General features: G+C 68.2%; 12 protein-coding genes and 5 pseudogenes. 10 read left to right on the plus strand and 7 right to left on the minus strand.

Going from position 1 to position 24,761, the window contains the following annotated elements; all coding sequences use genetic code 11:
* Positions 1-42: 42 nt before the first annotated feature.
* The 4 genes from LN652_RS02640 (at position 43) to LN652_RS02655 (ending at position 2,379) form a co-directional block, all read left to right on the plus strand.
* Complete coding sequence (locus tag LN652_RS02640; RefSeq protein ID WP_230443161.1) at positions 43-366, plus strand: hypothetical protein; 324 nt, start codon at positions 43-45, stop codon at positions 364-366.
* Positions 360-692, plus strand: a complete 333-nt coding sequence (locus LN652_RS02645; protein ID WP_230443162.1) for a hypothetical protein — start codon at positions 360-362, stop codon at positions 690-692. The genes LN652_RS02640 and LN652_RS02645 overlap by 7 nt, the downstream gene beginning before the upstream one ends.
* Before the next feature lie 376 nt (positions 693-1,068).
* Complete coding sequence (locus LN652_RS02650; RefSeq protein ID WP_230443163.1) at positions 1,069-1,611, plus strand: hypothetical protein; 543 nt, start codon at positions 1,069-1,071, stop codon at positions 1,609-1,611.
* 45 nt (positions 1,612-1,656) lie between these two features.
* Positions 1,657-2,379 carry a hypothetical protein gene (locus LN652_RS02655; RefSeq protein WP_230443164.1) on the plus strand — a complete coding sequence of 241 codons (723 nt, stop codon included), beginning with the start codon at positions 1,657-1,659 and terminating at the stop codon, positions 2,377-2,379.
* A 67-nt stretch (positions 2,380-2,446) separates the two neighbouring features.
* Here the strand turns inward: LN652_RS02655 and LN652_RS21985 are convergent, their stop codons facing one another.
* Both LN652_RS21985 and istA read right to left on the minus strand, forming a co-directional pair.
* Positions 2,447-2,917, minus strand: a complete 471-nt coding sequence (locus tag LN652_RS21985) for an ATP-binding protein (RefSeq protein WP_329958452.1) — start codon at positions 2,915-2,917, stop codon at positions 2,447-2,449.
* 342 nt (positions 2,918-3,259) lie between these two features.
* Positions 3,260-4,974, minus strand: a pseudogene (gene istA / locus LN652_RS02665) (IS21 family transposase).
* Positions 4,975-5,115: 141 nt separating this feature from the next.
* Between istA and LN652_RS02670 the strand changes: the two are divergent.
* Positions 5,116-6,023, plus strand: a pseudogene (locus LN652_RS02670) (IS256 family transposase); the annotation flags it as partial.
* Positions 6,024-7,111: 1,088 nt separating this feature from the next.
* Here the strand turns inward: LN652_RS02670 and LN652_RS02675 are convergent.
* Positions 7,112-7,970 (minus strand): annotated as a pseudogene (locus tag LN652_RS02675) (IS3 family transposase); the annotation flags it as partial.
* Positions 7,971-8,200: 230 nt separating this feature from the next.
* Here LN652_RS02675 and istB point away from each other — a divergent pair.
* Together istB and LN652_RS02685 are read left to right on the plus strand one after the other, a co-directional pair.
* Positions 8,201-8,830 (plus strand): annotated as a pseudogene (gene istB, locus LN652_RS02680) (IS21-like element helper ATPase IstB).
* 3,209 nt (positions 8,831-12,039) lie between these two features.
* Positions 12,040-13,149, plus strand: a complete 1,110-nt coding sequence (locus tag LN652_RS02685; protein WP_230443165.1) for a sensor histidine kinase — start codon at positions 12,040-12,042, stop codon at positions 13,147-13,149.
* A 134-nt stretch (positions 13,150-13,283) separates the two neighbouring features.
* Here LN652_RS02685 and LN652_RS22120 read toward each other — a convergent pair whose 3' ends face one another.
* A complete protein-coding gene (locus LN652_RS22120) occupies positions 13,284-13,724 on the minus strand; it encodes a phosphatase domain-containing protein (RefSeq protein ID WP_407941517.1) in 441 nt (146 codons plus the stop codon).
* A 236-nt stretch (positions 13,725-13,960) separates the two neighbouring features.
* On the opposite strand from LN652_RS22120, the gene LN652_RS02690 reads away from it, so the two are divergent.
* Positions 13,961-14,398, plus strand: coding sequence for a VOC family protein (locus LN652_RS02690; protein WP_230443166.1), 438 nt, complete (start codon positions 13,961-13,963; stop codon positions 14,396-14,398).
* Positions 14,399-14,441: 43 nt separating this feature from the next.
* Here LN652_RS02690 and LN652_RS02695 read toward each other — a convergent pair whose 3' ends face one another.
* Complete coding sequence (locus LN652_RS02695; RefSeq protein WP_230443167.1) at positions 14,442-20,990, minus strand: DUF7507 domain-containing protein; 6,549 nt, start codon at positions 20,988-20,990, stop codon at positions 14,442-14,444.
* 116 nt (positions 20,991-21,106) lie between these two features.
* Between LN652_RS02695 and LN652_RS02700 the strand changes: the two genes are divergently transcribed.
* Together LN652_RS02700 and LN652_RS02705 are read left to right on the plus strand one after the other, a co-directional pair.
* Positions 21,107-21,811 (plus strand): class E sortase, encoded by a 705-nt coding sequence (locus LN652_RS02700; protein WP_230443168.1) that lies wholly within the window; start codon positions 21,107-21,109, stop codon positions 21,809-21,811.
* 116 nt (positions 21,812-21,927) lie between these two features.
* Positions 21,928-22,242, plus strand: coding sequence for a VOC family protein (locus LN652_RS02705; protein WP_230443169.1), 315 nt, complete (start codon positions 21,928-21,930; stop codon positions 22,240-22,242).
* A gap of 79 nt (positions 22,243-22,321) precedes the next feature.
* Here the strand turns inward: LN652_RS02705 and LN652_RS02710 are convergent, their stop codons facing one another.
* Complete coding sequence (locus tag LN652_RS02710) at positions 22,322-23,068, minus strand: hypothetical protein (RefSeq protein ID WP_230443170.1); 747 nt, start codon at positions 23,066-23,068, stop codon at positions 22,322-22,324.
* 627 nt (positions 23,069-23,695) lie between these two features.
* Positions 23,696-24,649, minus strand: a pseudogene (locus LN652_RS02715) (IS256 family transposase); the annotation flags it as partial.
* Positions 24,650-24,761 lie beyond the last annotated feature (112 nt).

The following is a 24,761-nucleotide window of genomic DNA, read 5'->3' on the forward strand; positions in this document are numbered from 1 at the left end:
TTCCCCATCGGCAACGCGCCGGTCCACCTGACGACCACGCAGGTGATCAACCTCAACGCCAGCCCTTTCAGCTTCATCGAAGTGCCGGCGCCCGTCCGGGTCACCCAGATCACCGGCGTAGGATTCACCTTTGAGGCACAGGCTGGTCACTTCGACGGCGCTGGATCCGAGATCACGTTCAGGTTCTATTCCACCTGCTCGGGCACCCGCCCCTGGCTGCACCTCAACGTCAGTGCGAGAGTGATCAAGGACCGCGGCGCCGCCCAGAATGCGGCCAACGCCGCCATCGCCAAGCGGCAGTGGCAGCGCTTCCTGAACAACACGAATGAGAACACCATCGCCCGCCAAGGACTTCAGAGGTGCTGAGCGTGGACACAACAACAACGGATCGCCCCAAGAACACCACCGGCTCACGTTGGGGCGCTCACCTGCTCGCCATCGGCCTCGTCTGGGCCGTGACCTGCTACCTCATCCTGGGCGTGCTTGTCACCCGGCTGCTTCCATCGGAGTCCCTCGACCCCTGGCCCTTGGGCAACGTCGTCGCAGCCATGATCTCCCTCTACGCCCCGGTGGCGGTCGCCGCATTCCTGGTGCACCGTCAACGCGGCCAGTCGGTCGGCATGCAGATCCTCAGCCACGTCGGCGCAGCAACCGCGGTCCTTTTCCTCTGCCTAGTGCCCTTCGGCGCGTGAGCCCCACGCACATCGTCTGACGGTTGTTCGGCTGATCGGTGTCCGCCGGTCAGCCGAACAACTCTGCTCGCCCTGCATCCGTTCGTTCCTGCCTTGGTCCCAAACCAGTGGGGCCAGTTCGGGCCGCCATCATGGGGCCAAGCGGGGTTGACACAGTCATTTGACCTTGTCAACCCCACTTGGCCCCACCGTGAAGGCTCCAGATGGCCCCACCAAGCGCTACCGATGGGGGCTGCGTGGTAGCCGTTCGCGGAAGGGTTGACGAGGAGTCGAATGGGCCTCAAACTCCGGATGTGACTCGGGACACATTAACTCGGGACACATTAAGGGGTTTCGCCCTCCTCCTCATCAGCACCGTCATCTGCATGAGCTTCGGGTGGGGAATCGCTGCCTACGCCGTGAACGTCAACAACATGGTGGAAACTCCAACTACGACAACGCGTGCGTCAACGGCGGGCCAAACGGCGGCCGCACGGTCTGCCGCACCGACAACGCCGGCTGGACGTTCTACATGGACAGCTCGGGCGAGTTCGAGCTGGAAGTGGAAGACCGCCAAGCGGTCAACTACGCCATGAACAGCCAGTACGACCCGACGGACCTCAACGTCTCTTACGACAACAGCCCGACCTTTAGCGGAACAGCCGAGACCGACCTCATCTGGCAGGAAGGCGCGATCGGTACAGGGGCCGACGGCGTCACTTGGTGTGACGACGACAGCCCTGCGGCGAAGTACGAGTGCGATCAGCACTACGTCCGGATTCGCGGCGCCGGCGTCTACTCCACTCGACTCACCTGCCATGAGGCGGGACATGGTGCCGGCCTCCTCCATGGAGCCAACGCTTCTCCTCAAACGTCCCAGACAGACCCGGACCTCGGATGCATGACCACGCCCGTAGGCACTAACAGCCTCGGGTCCTAACCAGGTCAACCGGATCAACGCCGTCTACTGACTGAGAAGAACCCGATGAAAAAGTCTTTGATCGCTGCGGGATGCGTTCTCGGCCTGGCATGCGGCGCGACCGCGGCGACGGCCTTCTACGTCGCCGATGACGACGAAGTGAAGTTGGGCATGGGAGAGGACCGCCTTCCGAGCACAACAGCTGCGGACTGGGTCACCTACGCTGACCACGTCCTGGTTGTGACGCCCACGTCAGAGCGGACCATCGAACCAACCGATGCGGCGTCTGACACATCCGCGTCAGGTCTGATCAACCGCGAAGTCACCTTCAAGGTTGACGATGTCGTCTGGTCGAACCCTGCGGCCGACCGCAAGGCTCCCGTGGAGTTGTCGTGGGTGGCCTGGGGCTGGAGCTACAGCGACGGCAACACCGAGGACCGCACAGAGTTCGCCGTTGAAGGCTCCCCACGACTCGAGGTCGGGCACACGTACATAGTCGCTGTCTCGTGGGAAGAAGCGCGCTGCGCCGACGGAGATCCTGTTGAGCCGGCACAGTGGGCCCCATTAGGAACCGGCGCTGTGATTCCCTACGACAAGGGAATCATCGGTCAGGGTGAATTCGAAGGTTCTGAGCAACCGATCGCAAAGGCTCGTTCCGCCGCTGCCGATGCAGGCTTCCCGACGCTGGGTCAGCAACTCGTCGGGGAATCAACCACTGACCTTGCTGAGGCACTCAAGACGGCGACCCCGGTCAAGGAGCAAACGTTCACACCACCCGCCCCCTGCTGATCGGGGTCGTGTCTGACCAGATTCGGTGGTCACGCAGGCTGTCTCTCGCGTGACCGCACTCGAGCCTCTACGTGAGCGTCGAGCGGGCGTGGGCGAGGCGGTAGGAGTGGGTGCCGGTTTCGATGATGGTGCCGTGGTAGGTGAGCCGGTCGACGATGGCTGCGCACAGGCGGGGGTCGGTGAAGGTGTCGGTCCAGCCGGAGAAGGACTGGTTGGACGCGATCGCGATGGAGTTCTTCTCCTCGCGTTCGGTGAGGACTTGGAAGAGCAGCTCAGCGCCGCGGCGGTCGAGATCCATGTAGCCGAGTTCGTCGATCATCAGCAGGTCGACGCGGCCGCAGCGAGCGATGGTCTTGGCGAGCAGTTTGTCGTCGGCGGCTTCGCGGATCCAGTCGCCCTTGGCGAGCTCGTTCGGCGGCCGCGGTGCCGAGGGCGATGAGGAGGTGGGACTTGCCGGTGCCCGAGTCCAGGGTGTGGTGGACGCGGTAGCCCTGTTCGACGAGCTCGTTGACCAGTTTCGTGCCCCCCGATCAGGCACAGCGGATCACCCCTGTGCACGGTCGCGGGGTTGATGGCGGTGTTGGCGTCGAAGTCGAAGTCGCCGAGCCACTCGTCGCGGGGGAACCCGGCGGCTTGACCCGCCGGATGGAGGAGCGACGGTCCCGGTCGTCGCCCTCAGCCAGGAGGAGCTCGGCCAGGAACCCCTGGTAGGTCAGCTGCTCCTTGGTCGCCACCGCCAGGGCCTCGTCGACCAGAGCTCGGATCGTGGGTAGCCGCAGCCAGGGGCACGCCTGGTCCACGGCGGCGACGGCGGCTTCCTCCGTCAGGCCCCGGCGGCGCCGCAGGGTCGGAGTGACGGAGGCTCCCGTAGTGGTCGGGCTCATGAGGTGCTCACCTTCGGTTCGGACCCAGCTTCGTGGCTGGTGGGGGTGCGGCGTCGTGGGAGGAGTTCGTCGTAGGCGGCGACCGAGGGCAGTGGCCGGGTGTCGGGTGGCAGGCCGGCGATCACTGCGGCGGGGTCGGTCAGGCGCCGCTGGGTCGCGCTGACAACTTGTTGCTCACGTGCACCACCGTGTGCACCGCGATGACGATCCGAGGTGGCCCCACCACTAACGCGATCGGCCGTCGGATCGCTCGCCAGTTCGGTGGCTGGGGCGCGGCGTGCCTCGACGGCGACCACGTCGGCGCTCACCGCGCCGACGCTCAGGGCGGCGGTGATGCCGGCGATGACCTGGTCGTGGGTCATGGTCCGGTGCAGGAGGAGGACGTCGACCAGCTCGCGGGTGCCGTCGGCGTCGCCGTTGACCTTGCGGGAGGCGGCCCAGAACGCCTCGTGGGCGGACGTGAAGACACCGGCGGCACATGCCTGGGCGAGAGCGGTCGAGCCGGGCAGCGCGCCGGGCTTGAACCGCACCACCTCGAGGTAGTGGACCAGCACCACTCGTTGCGCACCACGGGCAGCGATCCGGGGGTGGGTGGCCACCACGGCGCGACCCTCGAACACCACCAGCCGGTAGGCCCGCAACGAAACCCGGACCCGGCGCCCGATCAGGTGCGCGGGAACGGAGTACTTGACCATCCGGACGGTGATCATCGCCGAGCGGTCCACCCGCGGGTGCAGCACCAGGCCGGAGTCGAACGCCTCAGCGGGCAGCGGCCGCAGCTGCGGTCGTTCGGCGGCGAAGTCGTGCCCGATCGTGTGGAGGTGGCCGCTGATCCGACGGGCTTCGTCTGCAGCTTCCCAAGCCCTTGATGCGCTCGTTGAGCTCGTCCAGGTCGGCTACTTCGGGCATCGGGGTGAGGTGGTTGCGACGGAACCAGCCCACCGCCCCTTCGACGCCGCCCTTCTCGTGCGCCCCGTCGAGGCCGGGCTGGCAGTAGACGGGTCGAATCCGTAGTGGGAACGGAACAGGACCCACCGGTCGTTCTCGTTCCGTGCCCGGCCGGGACCCTGGATGACCGCACCGACCGCAGAGGTCAGGTTGTCATACGTGATGTGGCGAGTCGGGACGCCGCCGATCGCCTCGAACGCCTCGACGTGGCCCTGCAGGAACGCCTCTTGCGCCTGAGTCGGGTAGACCCGGTGGATGGCCTTGCCGGAGTGCGAGAGCCACAGCACGAACATGTGGCACTTGGTCCGCACCCCGTCGATCACCACCCAGACCTCACCAAAGTCGACCTCGGCCTCTTCGCCCGGGCCATGGTGCTGGGCGATGAATGCCTCCACCCGGCGGCCGGCCTCACGGTCGATCTGCGCGCGCGCCGGACCCGGACGTAGTCGCGCACCGGGGAGTACGACAAGCCGTCTGCGGCGTGTTCCTCGACCAGTCGGGCCAGGATCCGGGGCGCGGTGTGCCGCTGCTTCCTCGGGGCGTCCAGGTCGGTGCGCAGCATGGCGTCGATGAGGTCCTTGTACGGATCGAGCCGCGGCGCCGACCTGATCGACGTCTTCCGCGGTGGCGGTTCGGCCGCCGACAGTGCCTGGCGCACCGTGCGCCGGTGTACCCCGTGACGACGCGCCAGTTCCCGGATCGACAGCTCCTCGATCCGCGCGTCCCGGCGTATCGCGGCCGACAACTCCACACGTGATCCCATCCCAACCCCACCCGTCCTCGAGAACCATCAGGTGGAACCAAGGCTTGGGTGGAGCCAGATCAAACCGTCACAACCACCCCGGCGCGTCGCCCATGGGGCCAGATCAGACCGTCACGGTGGGGCTAGAGCAACCTGTCACAGTCAACGCTGTTGTCCGCTGAGGCCGACGCGGTCTGTGGTGCCGAGTACGGCACCACCACGCCCCGAGCGGGTCAACCGTCGCGACGGCTACCGCCAGCGCGACTTCGACACCCGCGCCGGAACCCTGGACGTCGCGATCCCTAAGCTCTGTCAGGGGTCCTACTTTCCCGAGTGGCTCCTCGAACGCAGGAAGCGTGCCGAGCGGGCGCTGACCAGCGTGGTGGCGACCTGTTACCTGCTGGGGGTCTCGACGCGGCGGATGGACAAACTCGTGGCCTCACTCGGCATCACCAGCTTGTCCAAGTCCCAGGTCTCGGAGATGGCCAAGGACCCGACGCCCACGTCGAGGAATTCCGCACCCGCTCGCTGGCTGCTAACAACGGCGGGCCTGGGCCGTTCACGTTCGTGGCTGACGACGCCCTGGTGCTTAAGGTCCGCGAGGGTGGTCGCGTAGTGCCGGTCCACGCGCTCGTCGCGACCGGCGTGAACGCCGACGGGCACCGAGAGATCCTCGGCGTCCAGGTCGCCACCCGCGAGGATGGTGCCGGCTGGCTGGCGTTCTTCCGCGACCTCACCGCCCGCGGCCTGCGCGGGGTGCGGCTGGTCACCAGCGACGCCCACCGCGGACTGACCGCGGCGATCGCCGCCACGCTGGCCGGCGCGTCGCGGCAGCGGTGTCGCACGCACTACGCCGCGAATCTGATGTCCGCGACTCCGAAGTCCAGCTGGGGCTGGGTCAAGGCCCTGTTGCACTCAATCCACGACCAGCCCGACGCTGAGGCGGTCCACGCCCAGTTCGCGTCGTGGACGCCCTGAGCGAGAAGCTCCCCGCCGTGGCCGACCATCTCGACGGCGCCCGCACGGACATTCTGCCTTCACCGCGTCGGGCTCGTCGTTCGGATCGATGAAGGCGGATACCTGAAACCTATGCTCGATCGCCAGCGCTTGGACTGCCCAGTCTGCGGAACACCCGATTCACTGACGATCGTCTATCGCCAGCACGGAATCGTCGCTGCCGACTGGAACGCTCTCATCGCGGTGGTGGACGGTGCGTGGCCTCGGAGTGCTCCGTAACTGATGCCGAGCTGCTTGCTCTCCGAAAGGAGAAAGCTTGATAAGCGTTCTGCACCAATGGCCGCCAACCGCGCTGGCTTGCCCATAGAAGTGAGGTACGCCGGTGGGGTGTCGAGGCTGGCAATAGTGAGCACCGTCCGACTGAGGCCGGGTCCTCTCGCCAGATCGTCCAGCAACACACGATCCTGTCGTTCAGGCCCTCGTGGCGAGCGGGGCGCCAATCCCCAGCGTGTGGAGGCGCGCGCCCCGCTCTCGTAGCACGCTACATCGAAAGGGAGCCTGACCAGGTTCCCTACCGACCGCCCATCATCTTGGCGGCCCGGGCCGCGCGCGGTCTGGCTTGCTGTCTCAGGCCGATGGGCGTTCACCAACGCACGTCGTCTGTCGCGAATCGCTTCGTCGCGCAATCACCAAGTCCGCGACATCCGCGCCACCGATCCCACCAGGCCGCACCAAGGTGCGTCCGCGATGCCTTACCATCGGCCTGAGCGGGGGTCGGTCCGGGCAAGGGTGGCAGTGATCGACCTCCTGAGTGTGCTCATCGTCGCCCCCCACGCCGTACTGACCGACTTGCTCACACGCTTCGTGGACGCAGAGCCGGGCCTTAGGTGTCTCGCGGCCGCACACACGACCGCGGAAACGATCGCCTGCCTCACCAGATTCCAACCTGACGTCGTAGTCGTGCTGCCAGACCCAGATGACCTCGCGCTGCTGCGCAGCTCAATTCCAGCCGCCGTAGAGCGATATCTGCCCCGGGCCATAACTGTCATCAGCGACCCCGCCTCGGACAATCTCGAGGTGTTGCGCCACCGGCTCCGTGCACTCCCTCGACCGTAGCCAAGCCCGCGTCAGACCAAGGCACTCCACCGAACCCAGGGCAAACCAAGGTCTTCGAAGCGCCCAAGGTTCTCCGCCGCTCCTGTACGGGTTGCGGCTCTCGGTAGAGAGTCGCGTAGTGGGCTTGCTCAAACTCCCCTGGAGCCATCATCCCAAGCGTGCCGTGCAGGCGCCTGTTGTGCCAGTCGACCCACCCGGCGATGGCGTACTCGACGTCTCCGATGGTCCGGTAGGGGCCGGTGTGGAAGACCGTGGCGCGGATGCAGTCGGTCTTGTACAGCCCGATCACGCACTCCATCAGCGCGTTGTCGTTGGCATCGGCCACCGACCCGATCGAGGGGCGGATGCCCTCGTCGGCGAGATGGTCGGTGAACGTGATCGACGTGTACTGGGCGACCCCGCATCCGCGTGGCCGATCAACTTGCCGGGCACGACCGGGTTGCCCTCACGGCCGCACTGCCACAACGCCATCCGTAGCGGCACGTCTACGAACTCGACGGCCTTGGTGGGTGCCGCGTTCCAAGCGACGATCTTCTGGATGATCACGTCGAGGACGAACGCGGTGTAGATGGACCCCGCCCAGGTGCGGACATAGGTGAAGTCCATGACCCAGGTCCGGTTCGGCGCGTCGCCCGGTGAAGTCGCGGTCGAGCAGGTCGCCGGCCCGGTTGCCGTCTCTGGCCGGGATCGTGGTCCGGATCCCCGCTGGACCATCGGATCCCTCGCAGGCCAAGGGATCTCATCGCCCGATCTACGCTTCCGGGCGAGGTGCCCGGCGTCGTGCGCTGCAGGAGCGCAGCCATCTTCCGCCGGCCGTAGAGGCCTTCGAGTGACATCCTGCGCACGCCCTGGTGATCGACCTGCCAGGCGAGGTCCCGGACCTGATTGGTGACCATGGCGTCGCTGATCGTGCGGGCTGCAACCACACGCTCGGTCTGCCACGCACCCTGCCACCGACACCGACCTCGCGAAGGGACCACGCCCATAAGCACCGCCACCAACGTCACCACGACCCTGCGCCGGCGCCGCGGACTGACTGAGGAAGCCGCCACCACCGCCGTCGACCAAGCCTGTCGACGACTCCGACTACCCACCAACCGGGCCCTGGTCGGCGACGCCCTCGCCGCCGCGGAACAAGAGCAGCTGACCTACACCGGATTCCTCGCCGAACTCCATGGCCGAATGCGACGACCGCGACCGCCGCTTGACCATCCGAAGAGTCGCAGCAGAAGGATTCCCCCGGCCGAAGGTCCTCGAGGACTTCGACTACAGCGCCAACCCGAACATCAACCCCGCCACCATCCACCAGCTCGCCACCGGTGACTGGGTCCGCAAGGGTCACCCGTTGTGCCTGATCGGGGACTCGGGCACCGGCAAGTCCCACCTGCTGACCGCGTTGGGCACCGCGACCGCCGAGAAGGGGTTCAGGGTCAGGTACACCCTGGCCACCCGGCTGGTGAACGAGCTGGTGGAAGCGGCCGACGACAAGCAACTTGCCCGCACCATCGCCCGCTACGGCCGCATCGACCTGCTGATGATCGACGAACTCGGCTACATGAAACTCGACCGCCGCGGGGCCGAACTCCTCTTCCAAGTCCTCACCGAGCGCGAGGAGAAGAACTCCGTCGCGATCGCCTCCAACTAGTCCTTCTGCGGCTGGACCAACACCTTCACCGACTCCCGCCTGTGCGCCGCGATCATCGACCGCCTCACCTACGGCGGCAACATTATCGAAACCGGCAGCCACTCCTACCGCCTGGCCAGTGCCCAACAAAGCCGCAACAGGGGTCACGCCGACTCGTGACGACCCAGTCGCCGGACTCCCGTCCGGGCGCTCCATCGGGCCAACTGCGAATGTCCCCTAGACACGCGGCGTTGCTTCAGGGCCCTCTCACAGCCAGGCTGCGAAACTGCTCGCGAGGTCCCGGACATGATTAATGTGATCGTGTTCGCTGAGCCTCTCCTTCATCACCTCGGACAGAATAGGAACCGTCCCGTGAAGTGCCATCGGCCACTTGCAGTCATCTCCACGATCGTGGTCTTCGCATCGACGCCCGCAAGCTCTCTTGCGGTAGCTCCAGACGGAACGAGCACGTTGAGGTGGGACGAGCGCAACGTCCTCCGCTCGGACGCCCCCAGGACCATTTTGATGGACGCCGCGACCGGTCAGGTCCTCAACGTCACGAGCACAACACCCGGGCGGGGCGGCCTCCTGCGGTCAGACGCGCCCAAGAACATCCTGATGGACACTGCGACCGGTCAGATCCTCGACGTCACGCACACGACGCCGGTGCGACAAGGCCAGAACAACTCTCGGTAGACCTCTCTCGACCTGGCCATGGCTCACCGCGATCTCATGTCCTAGCACCAGCTCGGCGTGGATCCGGCGTGATCCGTAAATCCACCGAGGCCGCAAGGACCTCGCGGACCACATCGCTGAGTCAGGCGTGCCGGATGGTCCGCTGGGAGGGCGGCCGCGCCAGGCGTAGTAGCCCGAGACCGAGACGTCCAAGACCCGGCAGGCGACATCGACCGGCAGCGACGCAGTTGTCATCACCGCGATCGCTTCGACCCGCCTTTGGGGGCACCACCTCGCGGACCAGCTCCATCGCACGCCGGGTGGTCTTCAACTCTGTCTCTAGTCAGCGAAGCGCTTGCGCGCTGCGATCAGCTCGGCCTTCTCGGCACTGGTCAACCCGGTACGAGGCCGCGGTCGATGCGATCTTGTCGACGCCAGCTCTAGATCGACTGGTCGCTGATCTGTAGATCGCGGGCCACATGGGCCACGCTGCGTCCAGACTCCAACAGATCGAGGACCTTGCGCCTGAACTCTGGCGGGTACCCGCGTCGTCCCATGCCACCCCTCCTGAGGGCTCGTGCAGCACGAAAATCCACTAATCCAACTCCGCCGGACCCCGGACACACCACTCGGGTCAACCGACCGAGGGACGGGCGCCGACGTTGACATCCGCGGTGTCGAGGAGCGACCGTCGAGGGACCTGACCTCTACCTTCATCGGGAGCAGTCCTATGCGTACTTCACGGTCGACTCGACGGGCCGCCGTCGCCTTCGCTGCAGCAGCAGTTGTTTCGCTTGCAGGCGTGGTGTTCGCGCCAGCCGCCCAGGCGGTTGGAACGGCACCCGCTTGTATTGCTCGTACGGTGTGGCGCGACGCGGGAATCCTAAACGTGACGATAAAGAACAACTGTTCCACTCCGCTACAGGTGAAGGTAATCCTTTCCGCGGCTCCCGACGTGTGTCTCAACACCTACCCCACAAAGAGTTACCATTTCGAGCGGGGTCTTCTCGTGAGTTACGACAAGACCGTCACCCCCTGCTCCTAAACATGCGCCGGCTCCTGTGCTGGCGATAAAACGCGACGCGTGACCTGATCGCACAGCCGTCCCTTCAAGCGGAGAGGTTATGCACGCTGTCGGAGTTGCCACCGCCGGAGCCGGCCTTAACCGAGTGTCCTGCCCCCCATTTTCCGGCCCATCGTTTCTGTGAATGCTCGGATGTTCAAGAGCGCTGGTGGCAGGTGGCTCGAGATCAGCGAGCAGACGTTCTATCGGCGGCGCATCAAAGTACGGGGCGCTGAAGGAGGGACGAGGCTCAGCGGCTCAAGGCGCTGGAGGTTGAGAACGCGCGGCTGAACCGGATCGTTGCCGAGCAGGCGATCGACGTCGGACTCCCGCGGGTGGCGGGTTGAGGAAGTGACGCGCACCGCGCGCGTGAGGCTGATGTTCCACGACCACGTATCGGTTCCGACGGACTTCTGAACCGGGCGGTCGCTGGTCTACCTGGTCCCCGTAGCCGCCGTTCGGGTGAAGGCGGGAAGTGGGCGACCCGCCTCGAGCACCTTCTCGCGGACAGTGGCTGCACGATTGCTCCTTGACGAGGCCGGTCGCTTCCAACTGCTGTCGCCATCGACGGGTTGCAGCGTGCGCGATGGTGCAATCGTGGGGGAAGGCGAGACAAGTTGATGTCAGAACCGATCCGTGTAGCCACTTCATGCGTAGGTCAACGCGGAACGTTCATCAAGACGGCGCACGTGCATTGAACCAGTAATACCGGGAGATCCCAGAGAAGCAGCGCTTTGCGGTGTAGTACCCGTTCTGCTCATACTGATACTGGACGCGCCGACACCTGTCGGAGCATCGTAGTGCACACTACGATTAGTGACGGTTGGATGACCCGACGCAGGCGAGAGAGCCCCGGGCTGCGGCCAGCGATAGCAAAGCCGCGCTTGTCACTAGCCCGAAACGGCGAACAGTCATGCCAGTCATGGCTATGATTCCTTATCCGTGGTGTGTGGCCGGCGCACTTCAATGACAGCAATCTGGTGTTGCAATGTGTCACGCCTCCGCCAAGTCTGCACTCCACTGATCGCGAATTGTGCGCGGTGGTTCAGCGGACAGTTGGTCGTCGCGAGTGGAGGTGGACTCGGGAATCCGATGCCGTTCTCGACCGCTTCAGGATCCCGCTGTGACACGCTCCGCGTGCCAATCGTCGCGCGGGACGCGCGCACAGAGGGATCGGCTCGCGGAGTGAACGGTGCGAAGCCCCGGGCGGGTTGGTCGGTAGTCCGATGCGTTAGCGCGGTGGACCCGGTGAGTCATCCGGATCGACGGGACTCACGCGGTGACTCGCCACCCAGAGCAGGCGACCGTTCAGGCGTACAAGCGTTTGAGAGCCGCGGCGCCCGGAGCGCGTGCCATGTGCGTGTGTCAGAATGAATTGCGCACCGGGGCGTACCACTACCCGTCTAGGGTTGGCTCCTGAGCGCGAGCTGTCCGAGACCACGGATCTCCCTCCTCCACTCACAGGGTATGTGCAGGTTGAGCACCGGGCCTGCCTCGACGGGCCGGTTCCATCAGCGTCCATGGCGAAGGAAAGTCGCGCCTCGGATCGAGTTCCAGGCGATGTCAACGGGCGGTTGAGGGATGGTGGCAAAATCCGGCTGCCAGATCGCCTACGCTCGTCGAAACCGGTCAATTGCAAGGGGTCTCGGGTATGGAGTCAAGCGAGGACAGCGCCGATCGGCATAACGCCGACGAGAGCAACGCCGGCGGGCCTCGTACCGACGTACAATTGCTGCGGCGGTTGGTGGATCAGCTCCCGGGGATGGTGGCCTACTGGAGTAGCGACCTTCGTCTGGTGATAGCCAACGCCGATTACTGTGCCTTCGTCGGCCGTTCGTCCGACGATCTGCGCGGCCGGCACTTCTCCGCGGTCCTCGGCGTGGACGTGTTTCAGGCCAACCTGCCACACCTACAGGCGGCGCTGGCCGGCGAGAGGCAAACCTTTCTGCGCACCCTGCTGGACGCGACTGGCGCCAGCCGCCACACCGAAGTCTCCTACAGTCCCGACATCGTCGACGGTCGCGTGGCGGGCTTGTTCGCTCTGATCACCGACATCACCGACCGGGTGCGGGCCCTTGACGCACTAGAATCGGCCAACCGCCGCTACTCCGACCTCATTGCGATGCTCGGACACGACGTGCGCCAACCGCTCACCATCGTCCAGGCGCTCCTCGACGAGATCGAGCACGCGTGGAACGGCGATACTGATGACGCATGGCCCCGGGCGAACGTGACCAGGGCGTTGGCAGCGGTCGAGCGCATGGACCAGATGCTTGTCGGCATGCTGTCGATGATCAACGTGGACTCGGGTGAGATCGAGGTGCATCCGCGCCGTGGCGGGTTGGCCACCCTGGTCGCCGAGGCCCTGGCCTCTGAGTTGTACGCCGTCGAGCCCCGCCTGACTGTGCGGAACGATGGCACCGTCGCGGTCGACCCGTTCCACCTGCGTCAGATCCTGGGCAACTTGCTCAGCAACGCAGCCCGCTACGGGTCTCCCCCGGTGGTGGTCACGGTCGAAGCGGACAAGCACGCGGTGCGGATGCGGATCGCCGATTCCGGCCCAGGCGTAGCTAAGTCGTTCGTGCCGTACCTGTTCGACCGGTTCGCGCGAGCTGGCGGCACGCGCGGCTCGCCCCCGTCGAGCACGGGCTTCGGTCTCTACATGGTCCGCGAGCTGGTGCGCCTCAACGGCGGCACCATCGAGTATCGACCCAACACACCGGTCGGCGCGGAATTCACCGTCACCTTCCCCCGAGCCTAGACAGGCGCAGGTCAAGTCCGCGGCACGTCAACCGTGCCGGGATCGACGGAACCGGTGGGCAAGCCCATGGGCTGGCGGAGCGACCCGGTGCGGGATGGGCTCGCGGCGCTTGCTACTGACCGATCGGTCAGCGGCTATCGAAACGCGGTGCTGACTCGCGCGACGTAGCGCCGCTGCCAGGGCGTCTCGACCGCCCGAGCGTCGTAGTGTTCGCGGACGAAGCCAACAGCCTGGTCGACGGGTACGCCGTCCAGAACAGCAAGGCAAGCAAGGGCAGTGCCCGTTCTACCGCGTCCGCCACCGCAGGCGACCTCGACCCGCTCTTCCGCCGCACGGGCCCAAGCCTCACGCAGCGCCCCCAGCGTGTCTCCCTGGTCAGTTGGCAGCCAGAAGTCCGGCCAGCGAACCCACCGCTCCTCCCAACGCATCGGCCCCGGAGGCTTGCCGAGCAAGTACAACCCGAAGTCCGGACGCTCTCCGTCGGGCAACGGTCGACGCAGCGCACGACCCCGGACAGATCGACCGGACGGCAGACGCAGCAACCCGGCTGTCGTCGGGTCCCACATGCGCGTCATTGTCTCAGCGTATGCGGTCAGCCCGCTGACCGACCCGCCGACGGATGGGCTTGCGGAGCGACCCGGTGCGGGATCGTCACGCGGAGCGTGACCAATACGGGATCCCGCACCGGCACGCTCCGCGAGCCCATCCCGCACCGGCACGCTCCGCGAGCCCGTCCCGCACCGATCACCGCCTGCGACTGTGGCCGGCTTCCCGGGACCGGCCCTGCCAAGGAGTCGTTCACCATGGCTCCATGAGTGTCGCGCCCAACTTCACCATCGTCACGCTCGGGGTCGCCGAGCTCGACCGATCGGCGGCCTTCTACCGCAGGCTGGGCTGGGAGCAACGCGGGGACCCGTCCGCCGGCATCACGTGGTTCCGCACCTCCGGCACCTGGATCGGCCTGTTCGGGCACGCGGACCTGGCCGCCGACATCGGTGTGCCGGCCGCCGAGCCCCCGCCCCTCTACCGCGGAGTCACGCTGGCGCTGAACTTCGGCGACGAGCAGGCGGTCGACGATGCGTTGGCGCACGCACTCGAGGCTGGAGCCGCACTGGTCAAGCCAGCCAGCCGAGCCGAGTGGGGCGGGTACTCCGGCTACTTCGCAGACCCGGACGGACATATCTGGGAGGCCGCTTTCGCGCCAGGCTTCCCAGTCGCGGACGACGGCACCATCGACATCACGGACTGAGCCTGGCCACCGGGCGCGCGCGGTGCATCGGAGGAAGGCCCGGCTACAGGGGACGCCGGCCGCGCCGCCACAGCAGCAGGCCGGCGAGGAGGCAGACGAGTCCGGTGGTCATGGCCGGCACGGTCCACGCGGCGAGGCCGGTGGGGGGCAGAGGGTCGCCTCCGGTGACGTCGTCCTGGTCCGACACGTCGACGGCCGCCGTGTCGGCGTTGTTGCCGGGCGTGGGGTCGGTCGTCGCGGCCTCGACGTCGGCGGAGTTGGCGACGGTGCCGTTGGCGTCCTGAGCCACCCGGGCCCGAATCACGATGCCGACCTCGCCGCCGACCGCCAGTGAGTCGATCCGGCAACGCAACCGCTGCTGGTCGTTGCAGGTGCCCCGGCTGGTGGTCACCGAGACCAGGGTGAGTGCGCCGGGGAGCGGATCAGTGACCATCACCTCGGTCGCGCTGCTTGGCCCGTCGTTGCTCACCGTGATCCGATAGGTGACCGCGTCGCCGGGATCGACCGAGGTGTCGTCGGTGGTCTTGACGAGGCGGAGGTCGGCGCGGGCCCGGACCTGGTCGGTCACCGAGTCGGTGTTGTTGCCGGGCTGCGGGTCGGGCGTCTCGGTGGTGACCTCGGCGGAGTTGGACAGCGCGCCCGCGAAGCCCTCGGGCACCTTGACCCGGACCTCGATCTCGACGGTCGCACCGGGCGGCAGGTCGGCCCGCGTGCACCGCACGCGGTTGCCGGCTCCTGTCCGGCAGTCGCTGCCCTCGGGCCCTTGGACGTCGACGCCGGTGAGCGCGTCGTCGACGTCATCGGTCACCACGACCCCTCGGGCGGTCGACGGCCCGGCGTTGCTGACGCGGATCGCCCACACGACCTCGCCACCGGGGACCGGGGCGGGCGAGGTGCGTTCCTTGGTGAGCGCCAGGTCGGCCGACGGCTGGGCCGTGCCCGTCGAGGTGGCCTCGTTGTTAGCGGGCGTGCCGTCGGTCGGCGAGCTGACGACGGCTGTGTTGTCCAGCGCACCGAGATAGGCCGGCGGAACCGTCGCGCCGATGGTGATGACGACCGCGGCCGCCCCGGGGGCGAGGTCGCCGATCTCGCAGGCGACGGCGTTGCCCGCAGCGACGCCGCAGGTCGTGCCGGTCGGGCCGGTCGCCGTGACGCCCGTGAGCGCGTCCACGAGGTCGTCGGTGACCCGGACCCGGCGGGCGACGGAGGGTCCGGCGTTCGTGACTTCGACCCGCCAGCTCACCGGCTGCCCGGGCACGATCGGGCCCGAGGTCCGCGCCTTGATGACGGCGACGTCGGCGGTCGGGCCGACGGCCTCGCTGACGGTGCTGGTGTTGTCGGTGATGTCGGGGTCGACGGTGGTCGAGGACACGGCGCCGGTGTTGGCGAGCACGCCGAGGAAGCCCTGCGGTACGCCGGCACTCACCGTCACGATCGCGCCGGCGCCGGGCGCGAGGGTGCCGAGATCGCACGTCACGAGATTCTCGGGCGAGACCGCGCACGGACCGGCAACCGACGTCGCGGTGACGCCGGTGAGGGCCGGGTCGACCTGGTCGGTGAGGAGCACCTCGGCCGCCGGCGCCGGACCGTTGTTGACCACGCCGAGCCGCCAGGTCACCCCCTTACCGGGGACGACCGGGCTGGAAGGCGCGGGGGTGGTCCGGGTCTTGGCGATGGCGAGGTCCGCCAATGCCACCACGGGCACCTCGACGGTGTCGCTGTCGTTGCTGCGGTCGGGGTCGTCGGTGGGCGAAGAGACCGTCGCGGTGTTGGCGATCGTCGTCTCGGTGAAGCTCGACGCGAGCCGGACCCGCACCGTGACGAGCACCGGGCCGGCGGTGACGTCCCCCAGTTGACAGGCGACGGTCTGGCCCGCCACGCCGCAAGTTGTGCCACCGACGGAAGCGGAGATCACCGTGAGCGCCGGTGGCAGGGTGTCGGTGACGACGACGTCGCGCGCCACCGACGGGCCGGCGTTCTGGACCGACAGCGTGTAGTCGTAGGTCTCACCCGGAGAGACGGGGTCGGCCTCGGAGCGCTTGTCGATCCGCAGGTCGACGCTCGGCACGACTGTGCTCTCGACGTCGTCGGCGTCGTTGGACGGGTCGGTGTCACGTGTCGGGCTGGTGATCGAGGCCAGGTTGGTGAGGGTGGCGCTGGCGTACGCCGCGTCCAGCAGGGCCGTCGCCGTCACGACCACGGACTCGTCCGGACCGATGGCCCCGAGCAGGCACGACACGGCGCCCGACGAGACCGAGCAGGACCCCTGGGTGCTGGACGCCGTCGCTTCGGAGAGGGCGCCGGGCAGGTCGTCGCTGAGCTCGACGGCGGTCATCGTGGCCGGCCCGAAGTTCACCACGGTCAGCGTGTAGGTCACCTGCTGGCCAGGGACGAGCGGCTCGGGTGCCGCGGTCTTCGCCACGGCGAGGTCACCCGCCGCGTCCACCGGGCTGGTCAGGCTGGTGTCGTTGTTGCCCGGCGCCGGGTCCGGCGTCGCAGAGGAGACCTTCACGGCGTTCGTCTGGTCGGCGACGGCCGCCGGGGCGACCAGCACGCGGATCGTGATGGTCCAGGTGGCACCGGCCGCGAGGACGGGCCGGGTGCACGTGATGGTGGCCGTGCCCAGGCAGGTGCCGGCCGACGAGGTGGCGGCGACGAGGTCAACACCCGGAGGCAGTACGTCCGCCACCTCGACGTCGCGCGCGTCGGACGGTCCGTCGTTGGTCACGACGAGGGCATACACCGCCTCGACCCCCGCGACCAGCCTCGTCGGGTCGACCGACTTGGTCACCGAGAGGTCGGCGCTGGCGGCGACGGTCGTGTCGACGGAGGCGTCGTTGTTGCCCGGGGTCGGGTCGGGCGTGGAGGAGGAGACCACGGCGTCGTTGGTCAGCACCGTGCCACCGAGCACGTCGGCACCCACCGCGACCACGACCGCCAGCTCGCGTGTGCCACCGCTGGCGAGGGTGCCGATCGCGCAGCGCACGGTCGTCGCGGAGTCGGGCTGCAGGACGCAGTCGGGGCTGCTGACGAACGTCGACCCTGCGGGGAGCTGGTCGGTGACCACGACGTCCCGGGCGTCCCCGGGACCGGCCGGGTTGGTCACGGTCAGGGTGTAGGTGAGCTGCTCCCCCGCCGTCCGCGTCGCGGGGGCGGACTTGCCGAGCACCAGGTCGGCCGACGTAGCCACCTGGGCAGTGGCCGTCGAGGTGTTGTCGGAGGTGGTCGGGTCAGCGGGCGTGGTCGAGGTGACCTCGGCGGTGTTGGCCAGGGCGCCGGGATCGGCGCTCGGCAGCACCCGTCCCTGGATCGTCACGACGGACGTCGCCCCCGCCGCGAGCGCGCCGACTGGACAGGTGACCAGCTGGCCGGTCGCCCCGCACCCCACGGGGCTGACGGACAGGATCGCGATCGAGTCGGGGACGGTGTCGGTGATCACGACGCCGCCTGCGTCGGAGGGGCCGAGGTTCTCGGCCGTCAGGGTCCATGTGAGCTCGTCGCCGACGGTCACCGCGGCCGGGCTGACCGTCTTGGTGATGCGGATGTTGGCCAGCGCGGACGTGCTGAGCGTGTTGGTGGCGGAGTTGTTGCCGTCGTCGGGGTCGGGGGTGGTGGCGTCCACGGTGGCGGTGTTCTGCACGCCGTCGGCGCCGCCCCCGGGCGGCGTGGAGGCCACCACGGTGACGCTCGCGCTGGCGCCGTCGGCGATGGTTCCGAGGGGGCAGTCGACGGTGGCCGTGCCGGTGGTGCACGTGCCCTGCGACGAGGTCGCCGACACCAGCCCGAGGGGGGTCAGCACGGTGTCGGCGACGGTAACGCCCTGCGCCGCCGACGGGCCGTTGTTCGTGACGGTGATGGTGTAGGTGACGTTGCTGCCGTTGACGACCGGGTTGGGTGTCGCGGTCTTGACGATCGACAGGTCGGCCCGCGCCGCGAGCGGGTCGGTGGTGGTGGAGCCGTTGTTGCCGGGGGTCACGTCGGTCGGCGAGTCGACGGTGGCCGTGTTGGACAGCGTGCCGGTGGCGCCCGCTGCCACGGTGGCGGTGATCGTGACGGTGGCCGTGCTGCCCGCGGGCACGACGCCTAGGTCGCAGGCGATCGCCGCGGTGCAAATGCCCTGGCTGGGCGACGCGGAGACTCCCGACAGGGTGGCGGGTGGGTCGTCGGCGATCGTCACGTCCTGGGCGTCGGACGGACCCGCGTTGCGCACGGTGATCGTGTAGGTGACGGGCAGGCCTGGGACGACGGGCGAGGTGACGGTCTGCTTCTCGACCGAGACGTCCGCCCGCGCCGGACCGGGCGTCACCGTGGCGGTGTCGTTGTTGTTGCCGAGCACGGGGTCGGGTGTGGTCGCGCTGACGGCGGCGTCGTTGGTGATCGCGCCGCCGGCGTACGCCGGGTCGAGCCTCGCCGTGACGGTCGCGGCGAGGGTGGCTCCGGGCGCCAGGGTGCCGACCGTGCAGCGGACGGTGCCGCCGTTGACCACGCAGGTGCCCGCGCTGGCGATGGCCGTCGCGGACGTGTACGCCGCCGGCAGGCTGTCCTCGACCACGACCGCGCGGGCGTCCGAGGGCCCCGTGTTGGTGACGGTCAGCGTGTAGGTGACGTCCTGGCCGGGGGCCGGTGCCGCCGGGGTGGCGCTCTTGGTGAGCTGGAGGTCGGCGCTGCGCACGACCGAGGAGGTGGCCACGGCCTGGTTGTCGGACGGGTCGGGGTCGGAGGTCGCTGCGGTGACCGCGGCGACGTTGGCCAGACCGGTGCCGGTGAAGCCGGACACCACCCGGGTCACGATCGTGAGGGTGGTGGTGCTGGGGTTGGGCAGGGTGCCGAGGGCGCAGTCGACGACGCCGCCGGCCTGGCCGCACGTGCCCCGCGTCGAGGTCGCCGAGACGAAGACGACGTCGTCGGGCAACGAGTCGGTGACGGTCGCCGCGACGGCGGGGTTGGGACCGTCGTTGGTCACCGTCAGCGTGTACGTCAGCAGGTCGCCCGCGGCCACAGGATCGGGGCTGGCGGTCTTGGCGATGCCGACGTCGGCGAGCTCGCCCACCGGTGTGCTGACGTCCGCGGTGGTGTAGGTGAAGTCGGTGCCGAGCGTGGCCGCGCGGTAGGTGAGGTCGGCGTCGTTGACCAGAGTCGTGCCCGTGGCCGGGAGGTCCACCGTTGCCCGGAACTTGACGGTCTGCGAGGCGTTCTTCACCAGCGTGCCGCCCTGGGTCGCGGTCGCCCCGGGCCCGGCCCGCACCCGGATGGTGCGGGTGCCCGCGACGTACTCGCCCTGGTCGTCGCCCGCGGCATCGGTTTTGGTGCCCTGGTTGGCGCCTCCGGTGACGCGCAGGCTGCCGGGGACGTAGCTGACGTTGGCCGGCAGCTGGTCGCTGATCACGGCGTTGGTGGCGGTGTCGTCGCCGACGTTGCTGAACGTGAGGGTGTACTCCAGGGTGTCGCCGACCTGTGCGGGGGTGTTGCCGGCGAGGTTGAGCACGTCCTTGGTGCCGACGATCGTGGGGGCGTAGAGGTCGACCTGGGTCGTCAGCACCGTCGGGTAGTAGGTGTCGCCCGACGTGCCGAACCGCAGCGCGGCCGAGGTCGCGCCGTTGGGGATCGACCCCGCGGCATCGACGACCTTCGCGTCCATCCCGAGGTTGTTGACGCTGGCGGGCGTGCGATCGGTGACCTCGGCGCCCTGGTCGGTGATCCGGCTCTGGAAGAAGTTGTCCTGCGGACTGCCCGCGTCGGAGAGCCGCAACCCGTTGACGGTGAAGAAGTCGCCGGTGAGCTGCTGGTCGCCCTCGAAGGTGACCGCGCCGATCTTGGCGTTCACCAGTCCGGTCGGCGGCGTCAGGAACCCGGAGATCGTGGTGTCCACGACCTGATTGCCGGTCACCACGGCGTATCCGTTGAAGACCGAGAGGTCGCGCAGCGGCGCGTTCGGGTCGGCCACCGCCACCACGAGGCTCCAGCCGGCGTACCGGTCGCGGCCGGTGGCGGCCGAGATGTTGCCGGCCCAGTAGTCGCCCGAGCCGGCGGCTTGCACCAGAGCGGTCACGTCGCGGTAGGCCTGGAAGTCGGCGCTCGCCTGGGGCGAGGCGTTGAGGGTCTGCGGAGCCAGGCGCTGGTACGTCGCCGAGCCGGGCGTGCGCAGGCTCAGGTTCCGGCCGGCGGGGGCCGGCGCTCCCCCGCCTGCCCCCGTCGAGGTGGCGGCCGACCAGTACAGCCCGGCGAAAAGCACGGTGGCACCGACCGGCAGCGTCAGCCGCGCCCGCGACGAGTTCGTCGTGCTCGCGTCGGCGTCGGCGTCGAGGTTGACCATGAACAGGTTGTTGTTTCCCGAGCTGCCGGCGCCCGCGCCGGCCAGCGAGTTGGCGCAGTTGGCGCCGTTGGTGGCGCCGGCCGCCTGGCAGGTCATCAGCGCGTTGCCGATGACCTGGATGCTGCCGTTGGTCTGCGCCGAGAAGACCTTCGCGAAACTGTCGATGACCGCCGCCTCCGCGGGCGCGAGCGACGCCGGGACCCCAACCACGGCCAGCAGGACCAGCAGTGACAACGCGAGGACCCGCCGGACGACGCCGAAACGGGGGATGTCCCTCACGGCCACCACCACCATCCTCGCGGACCCCGGTGACCCGCGCCCGAGCAACTGATGCGCTTACGAACGTAGAGGAGTTCGTCGACGATGTGAAGGCACGCTGTGCTATGACGGGGCCCGTGGGACACCTCCGGGAACGCGGGCCGACGAGCGCTCCGGACGACGACGCCGGGCGCCGCCGCTGGTCGCGGCGCGCGGGAATGGGCCTCATCGTGGTCGGCATCGCCCTGCTCGGGTACGTCGGGTGGCAGCTGTGGGGCACCAACTACGTCTCGCAGCGTGCCCAGGACCGGATCCGTGACGCCGTCGAGGAGGGCTGGTCCTCCGGCCAGGAGCGGGTCCGCGTCGATGGCCGCGGCGGGCCGGTCAGTGCGAGCGCCGTCGTCCGGATCCCCCGGTTCGGCGACGACTTCGCCGTGCCCGTCGTCGAGGGCCTGTCCGACACCGCGCTCGCCTCCGGGCTCGCGCACGACCCTGACACGACCGGCCCTGGCGGGCCCGGCAACTACGTGCTGGCCGGCCACCGGATCACCCACGGCCAACCGTTCCGCGACCTGCCCGACCTCGAGATCGGCGACGAGCTCGTGGTCGAGACCCGCGACGCCGTCTACACCTATGTCCTGGACACCGCCGGCGACGCGCTCGAGGTCCCTCTCGACGCGAGCTGGGTCACCGCTCCGCTGCCCGTCAACCCCGCGGGAGGCGTACAACCCGACGCCGTCGACGGCGACGCCCTCATCACTCTCGTCACCTGCGCGGAGCTCTTCCACACCGACGACCGCCTGGTCGTCTTCGGCCACCTCGCCTCGCAGCGCGCCCGGTGACCTCGCCGGGAAGTGCATGCGTGCAGTCGAGTTCATCTCTGCGTCGCCCACCAGACCCGCGCCCGAGCGTTCTACCGCCGGCTGCTCGATGCCGACCCACCTCGAACGTGCCGGGGATGACTGAGTTCGACCTCGGCGGCGCCACCTTGGGGCTTATGCCCGCTGCCGATATCGAAGCCCTGTTCGTCGGACAGGTAGACGCCACCACTGACGTCTCTCAACGGTGCGAGCTTTACCTGCGCTGCGCCGATACCTCAGCCGCCCTAGCCCGCGCGCTCGATGCGGGCGGTCGCCTACTCGATGATCTACAGCGCCGGTCGTGGGGAGAACACGTGGGCTACGTGCTCGACCCAGACGGCCACGTCGTGGCCCTCGCCCAACCAGTCGAACGACAGACCAACAGCGCTGAAACCGGGCTAGTGGCCAAGTAGCCATCCGATCGCGGACGGGAGATTCCGCCGCGTCAGCCGCGGAGGAGCATCGCGACACCGCTGGCGGTTCGGCGTAGGACTACCCCTGCCCGAATTGCGCGTAGAACTCGTCCACCTCGATGCCGTAGACATCGGCGAAGGCCTCGCGCCAGCCGTGGGAAGCCTGGGTGCAGAACGCCACGAAACCCTGACCGCCGGCTCGCCGGTCCAGTTCGGCCGCAGCTCGTGCAGCGAAGAAGTAGGCCTTGTCGCCCCCCATGGACTCCTCGTAGGCCGACAGCGGCTGCAGGCGTTCGTCCGTGTCGGCGAACTCCTCTTGGTAGTCCTTCGCCTGCTCCTCGGTCACCAGGCCCGCGAGGATCAGCTCGCGCCAGCTGTAGTAGGTGGCGGTCCCCTCGGTCCACCAGGCGTACTCACGGTCTGCGGCGTCGGGGAGGCAGCCCAGCTGTCCCTGCAGCACGTGCAGGTGCTCGTGGGCCACCGCCCCGATCGCGACCGCCGGGTCGAGATCGACGAGATAGCGCCACGAGTCGCCGCCGACGTAGAGGCAGATCGAGTCCGTGTCGGCGCTGCCCAGGGTCTGCGCTCCCGCACAGCTCAGGAACCTGGTCAGGCGCACCTCCACCGATTCGGTCACCTCGGCGCCGATCACCTCCTCCACCCCGGAGTCGGACAACTCAAGGGCGCGCCGCACCAGATCGGCGTCGTCCTGGCTCGCACCCGGCGCCCGCACGATGGTGTACACCGTGGCGGGAACGGCCTCGCTCGTGCCGGTCTTCGCCAGGACCAGCCACCCACCCCCTGTCAAGCACGCCAGGAGCACCACGACCGCCAACGCCAAACGCGCCCACCTCCGCCATCCACGTCTCGACATGAGCTGCAGCCTGCCACCCGGTCGAGCCTGTCCGGAGGGTCGGTGGCGACGTTGAGGTCCACTTGGGGATCGTCACGCGGAGCGTGACCAGAACGGGATCGTCACGCGGAGCGTGACCAGAACGGGATCCTGCACCGGGTCGCTTCGCGAGCCCATCGCGCACCGGGTCGCTTCGCGAGCCCGTCCCGCACCGGGTCGTTCCGCGAGCCCGTCCCGTACCGGGTCGGGCACCGGAGACGGCTGCAGTCTTGGGCAACCACAACGCCGTAGTCACGCTTCCTCGCACGGCTCATCCGATACACGAGTCCAGCGAACCGACGCCTTGACTGGGCGCGCGCGTGCGCGCTCGCGGGCTTCAGTACGAGCCGTGAATCCAAGACATCCGTATGGCGTACAGCATCGGTCATCGCATGTCGCAGCGCTTTAGGTTCCATCCACAGGAGACGAACCGCACCCGAACTTGGTTGACGACCATCGGAGTTGCGGATTTCCTAGATCAGCGTGGGCTCGCGGAATACGCCGATAGGGGGATGGGCAGCGCCCCGCGAGGTGGTGGGTTTTGAGGTGGTTCTCGGTGCCCTACTCGCGGCTCTCGATCGCGGCGTGGTCACCAGTATCTACCGGGTCGTTGAGCAGCGCCATGGACTCGTCTGGAGGTAGCGGTGGTCGCCGGCAATCCATTCGTTGTGCATGTCGATGAGCACGGCGCCGACGAGCCCGAAGACGGCGGCGGGGCTGGAAGACCCCCACCACACGGCTGCGGCGCTTGACTTCTTTGTCACCCGCTCGAGCGGATTGATCGACTAGATCTTGCGCCAGTGGGCCTTCGGAAGCGCGGTGAACCCGAGGACCTCAGCCTTCGCGCCGTCCATCAGCGGTCCGACCTTCGGGAACAACCCGGTCACTGGTCGCGGACCTCGTCCAATACAGCGTTGACGGCCTCGGGGTCGGGCTGAGCGAAGCTCGTGCGCAACACCGCGGAGACCATGTCGGCGTGGGACCTGGGACGTGGGCGAGCAGGTTGCGGGCGAAGCGGACCCGGCACCGCTGACGCGCGACACCTTGGAAGGACCGCCTCAACGGGGCACCAGCCCGGAGTGCTGGTCTGAGATGACCAGTCGCACACCGGCCAGGCAGCGTTGTCTGAGGCTGAGCAGGAAGGCCTGCCAGAACGTCTCGTCCTCGCTGTCACCGACGTTGAGTTCGAAGACCTCACGCGTGCCGTCCGCTGCGAACCCGGTGGCCACCACGACCGCCATCGACACCACCTGGCCACTCTTGCCGGGCTCGTTGCGGACATGGAGGTAGGTCGCGTCGAGGTAGAGGTACGGAAAGCCGGTGTGGTCCAGGGGCCGGGCCCGGAACCCGCCCACCGACTCGTCAAGGCCCTCGCAGATCCGCGAGACCTCGGACCCGGAGATCCCCGAATCGGCGCGAGCGCGACCACCAGATCATCCACACTCCTGGTCGAGATGCCGTGGACGTAGGCCTCCACCACCTCGCGTAGAGCGCCTGGTCAATGCGACGGCATGGACAAGGCCATCGATGGGTCTTCAGTGCGTGACTCGGTCGTTTCACACCCAACATCCCGCCGGTGGCGGCCTACATCACGCAGCCCCGCCGTCGCACCTCATCACTCCACGGG

The sequence above is a fragment of the Nocardioides okcheonensis genome (assembly GCF_020991065.1).
Taxonomy (GTDB): domain Bacteria; phylum Actinomycetota; class Actinomycetes; order Propionibacteriales; family Nocardioidaceae; genus Nocardioides; species Nocardioides okcheonensis.

What these genes read in the sequence shown, in the direction of transcription:
- LN652_RS02655 (WP_230443164.1), top strand. Translation starts at nt 1,657, where the DNA reads ATGAAAAAGTCTTTGATCGCTGCGGGATGCGTTCTCGGCCTGGCATGC.
- LN652_RS22120 (WP_407941517.1), bottom strand. Translation starts at nt 13,724, where the DNA reads ATGACGCGCATGTGGGACCCGACGACAGCCGGGTTGCTGCGTCTGCCG.
- LN652_RS02685 (WP_230443165.1), top strand. Translation starts at nt 12,040, where the DNA reads ATGGAGTCAAGCGAGGACAGCGCCGATCGGCATAACGCCGACGAGAGC.
- LN652_RS02690 (WP_230443166.1), top strand. Translation starts at nt 13,961, where the DNA reads ATGAGTGTCGCGCCCAACTTCACCATCGTCACGCTCGGGGTCGCCGAG.
- LN652_RS02705 (WP_230443169.1), top strand. Translation starts at nt 21,928, where the DNA reads ATGACTGAGTTCGACCTCGGCGGCGCCACCTTGGGGCTTATGCCCGCT.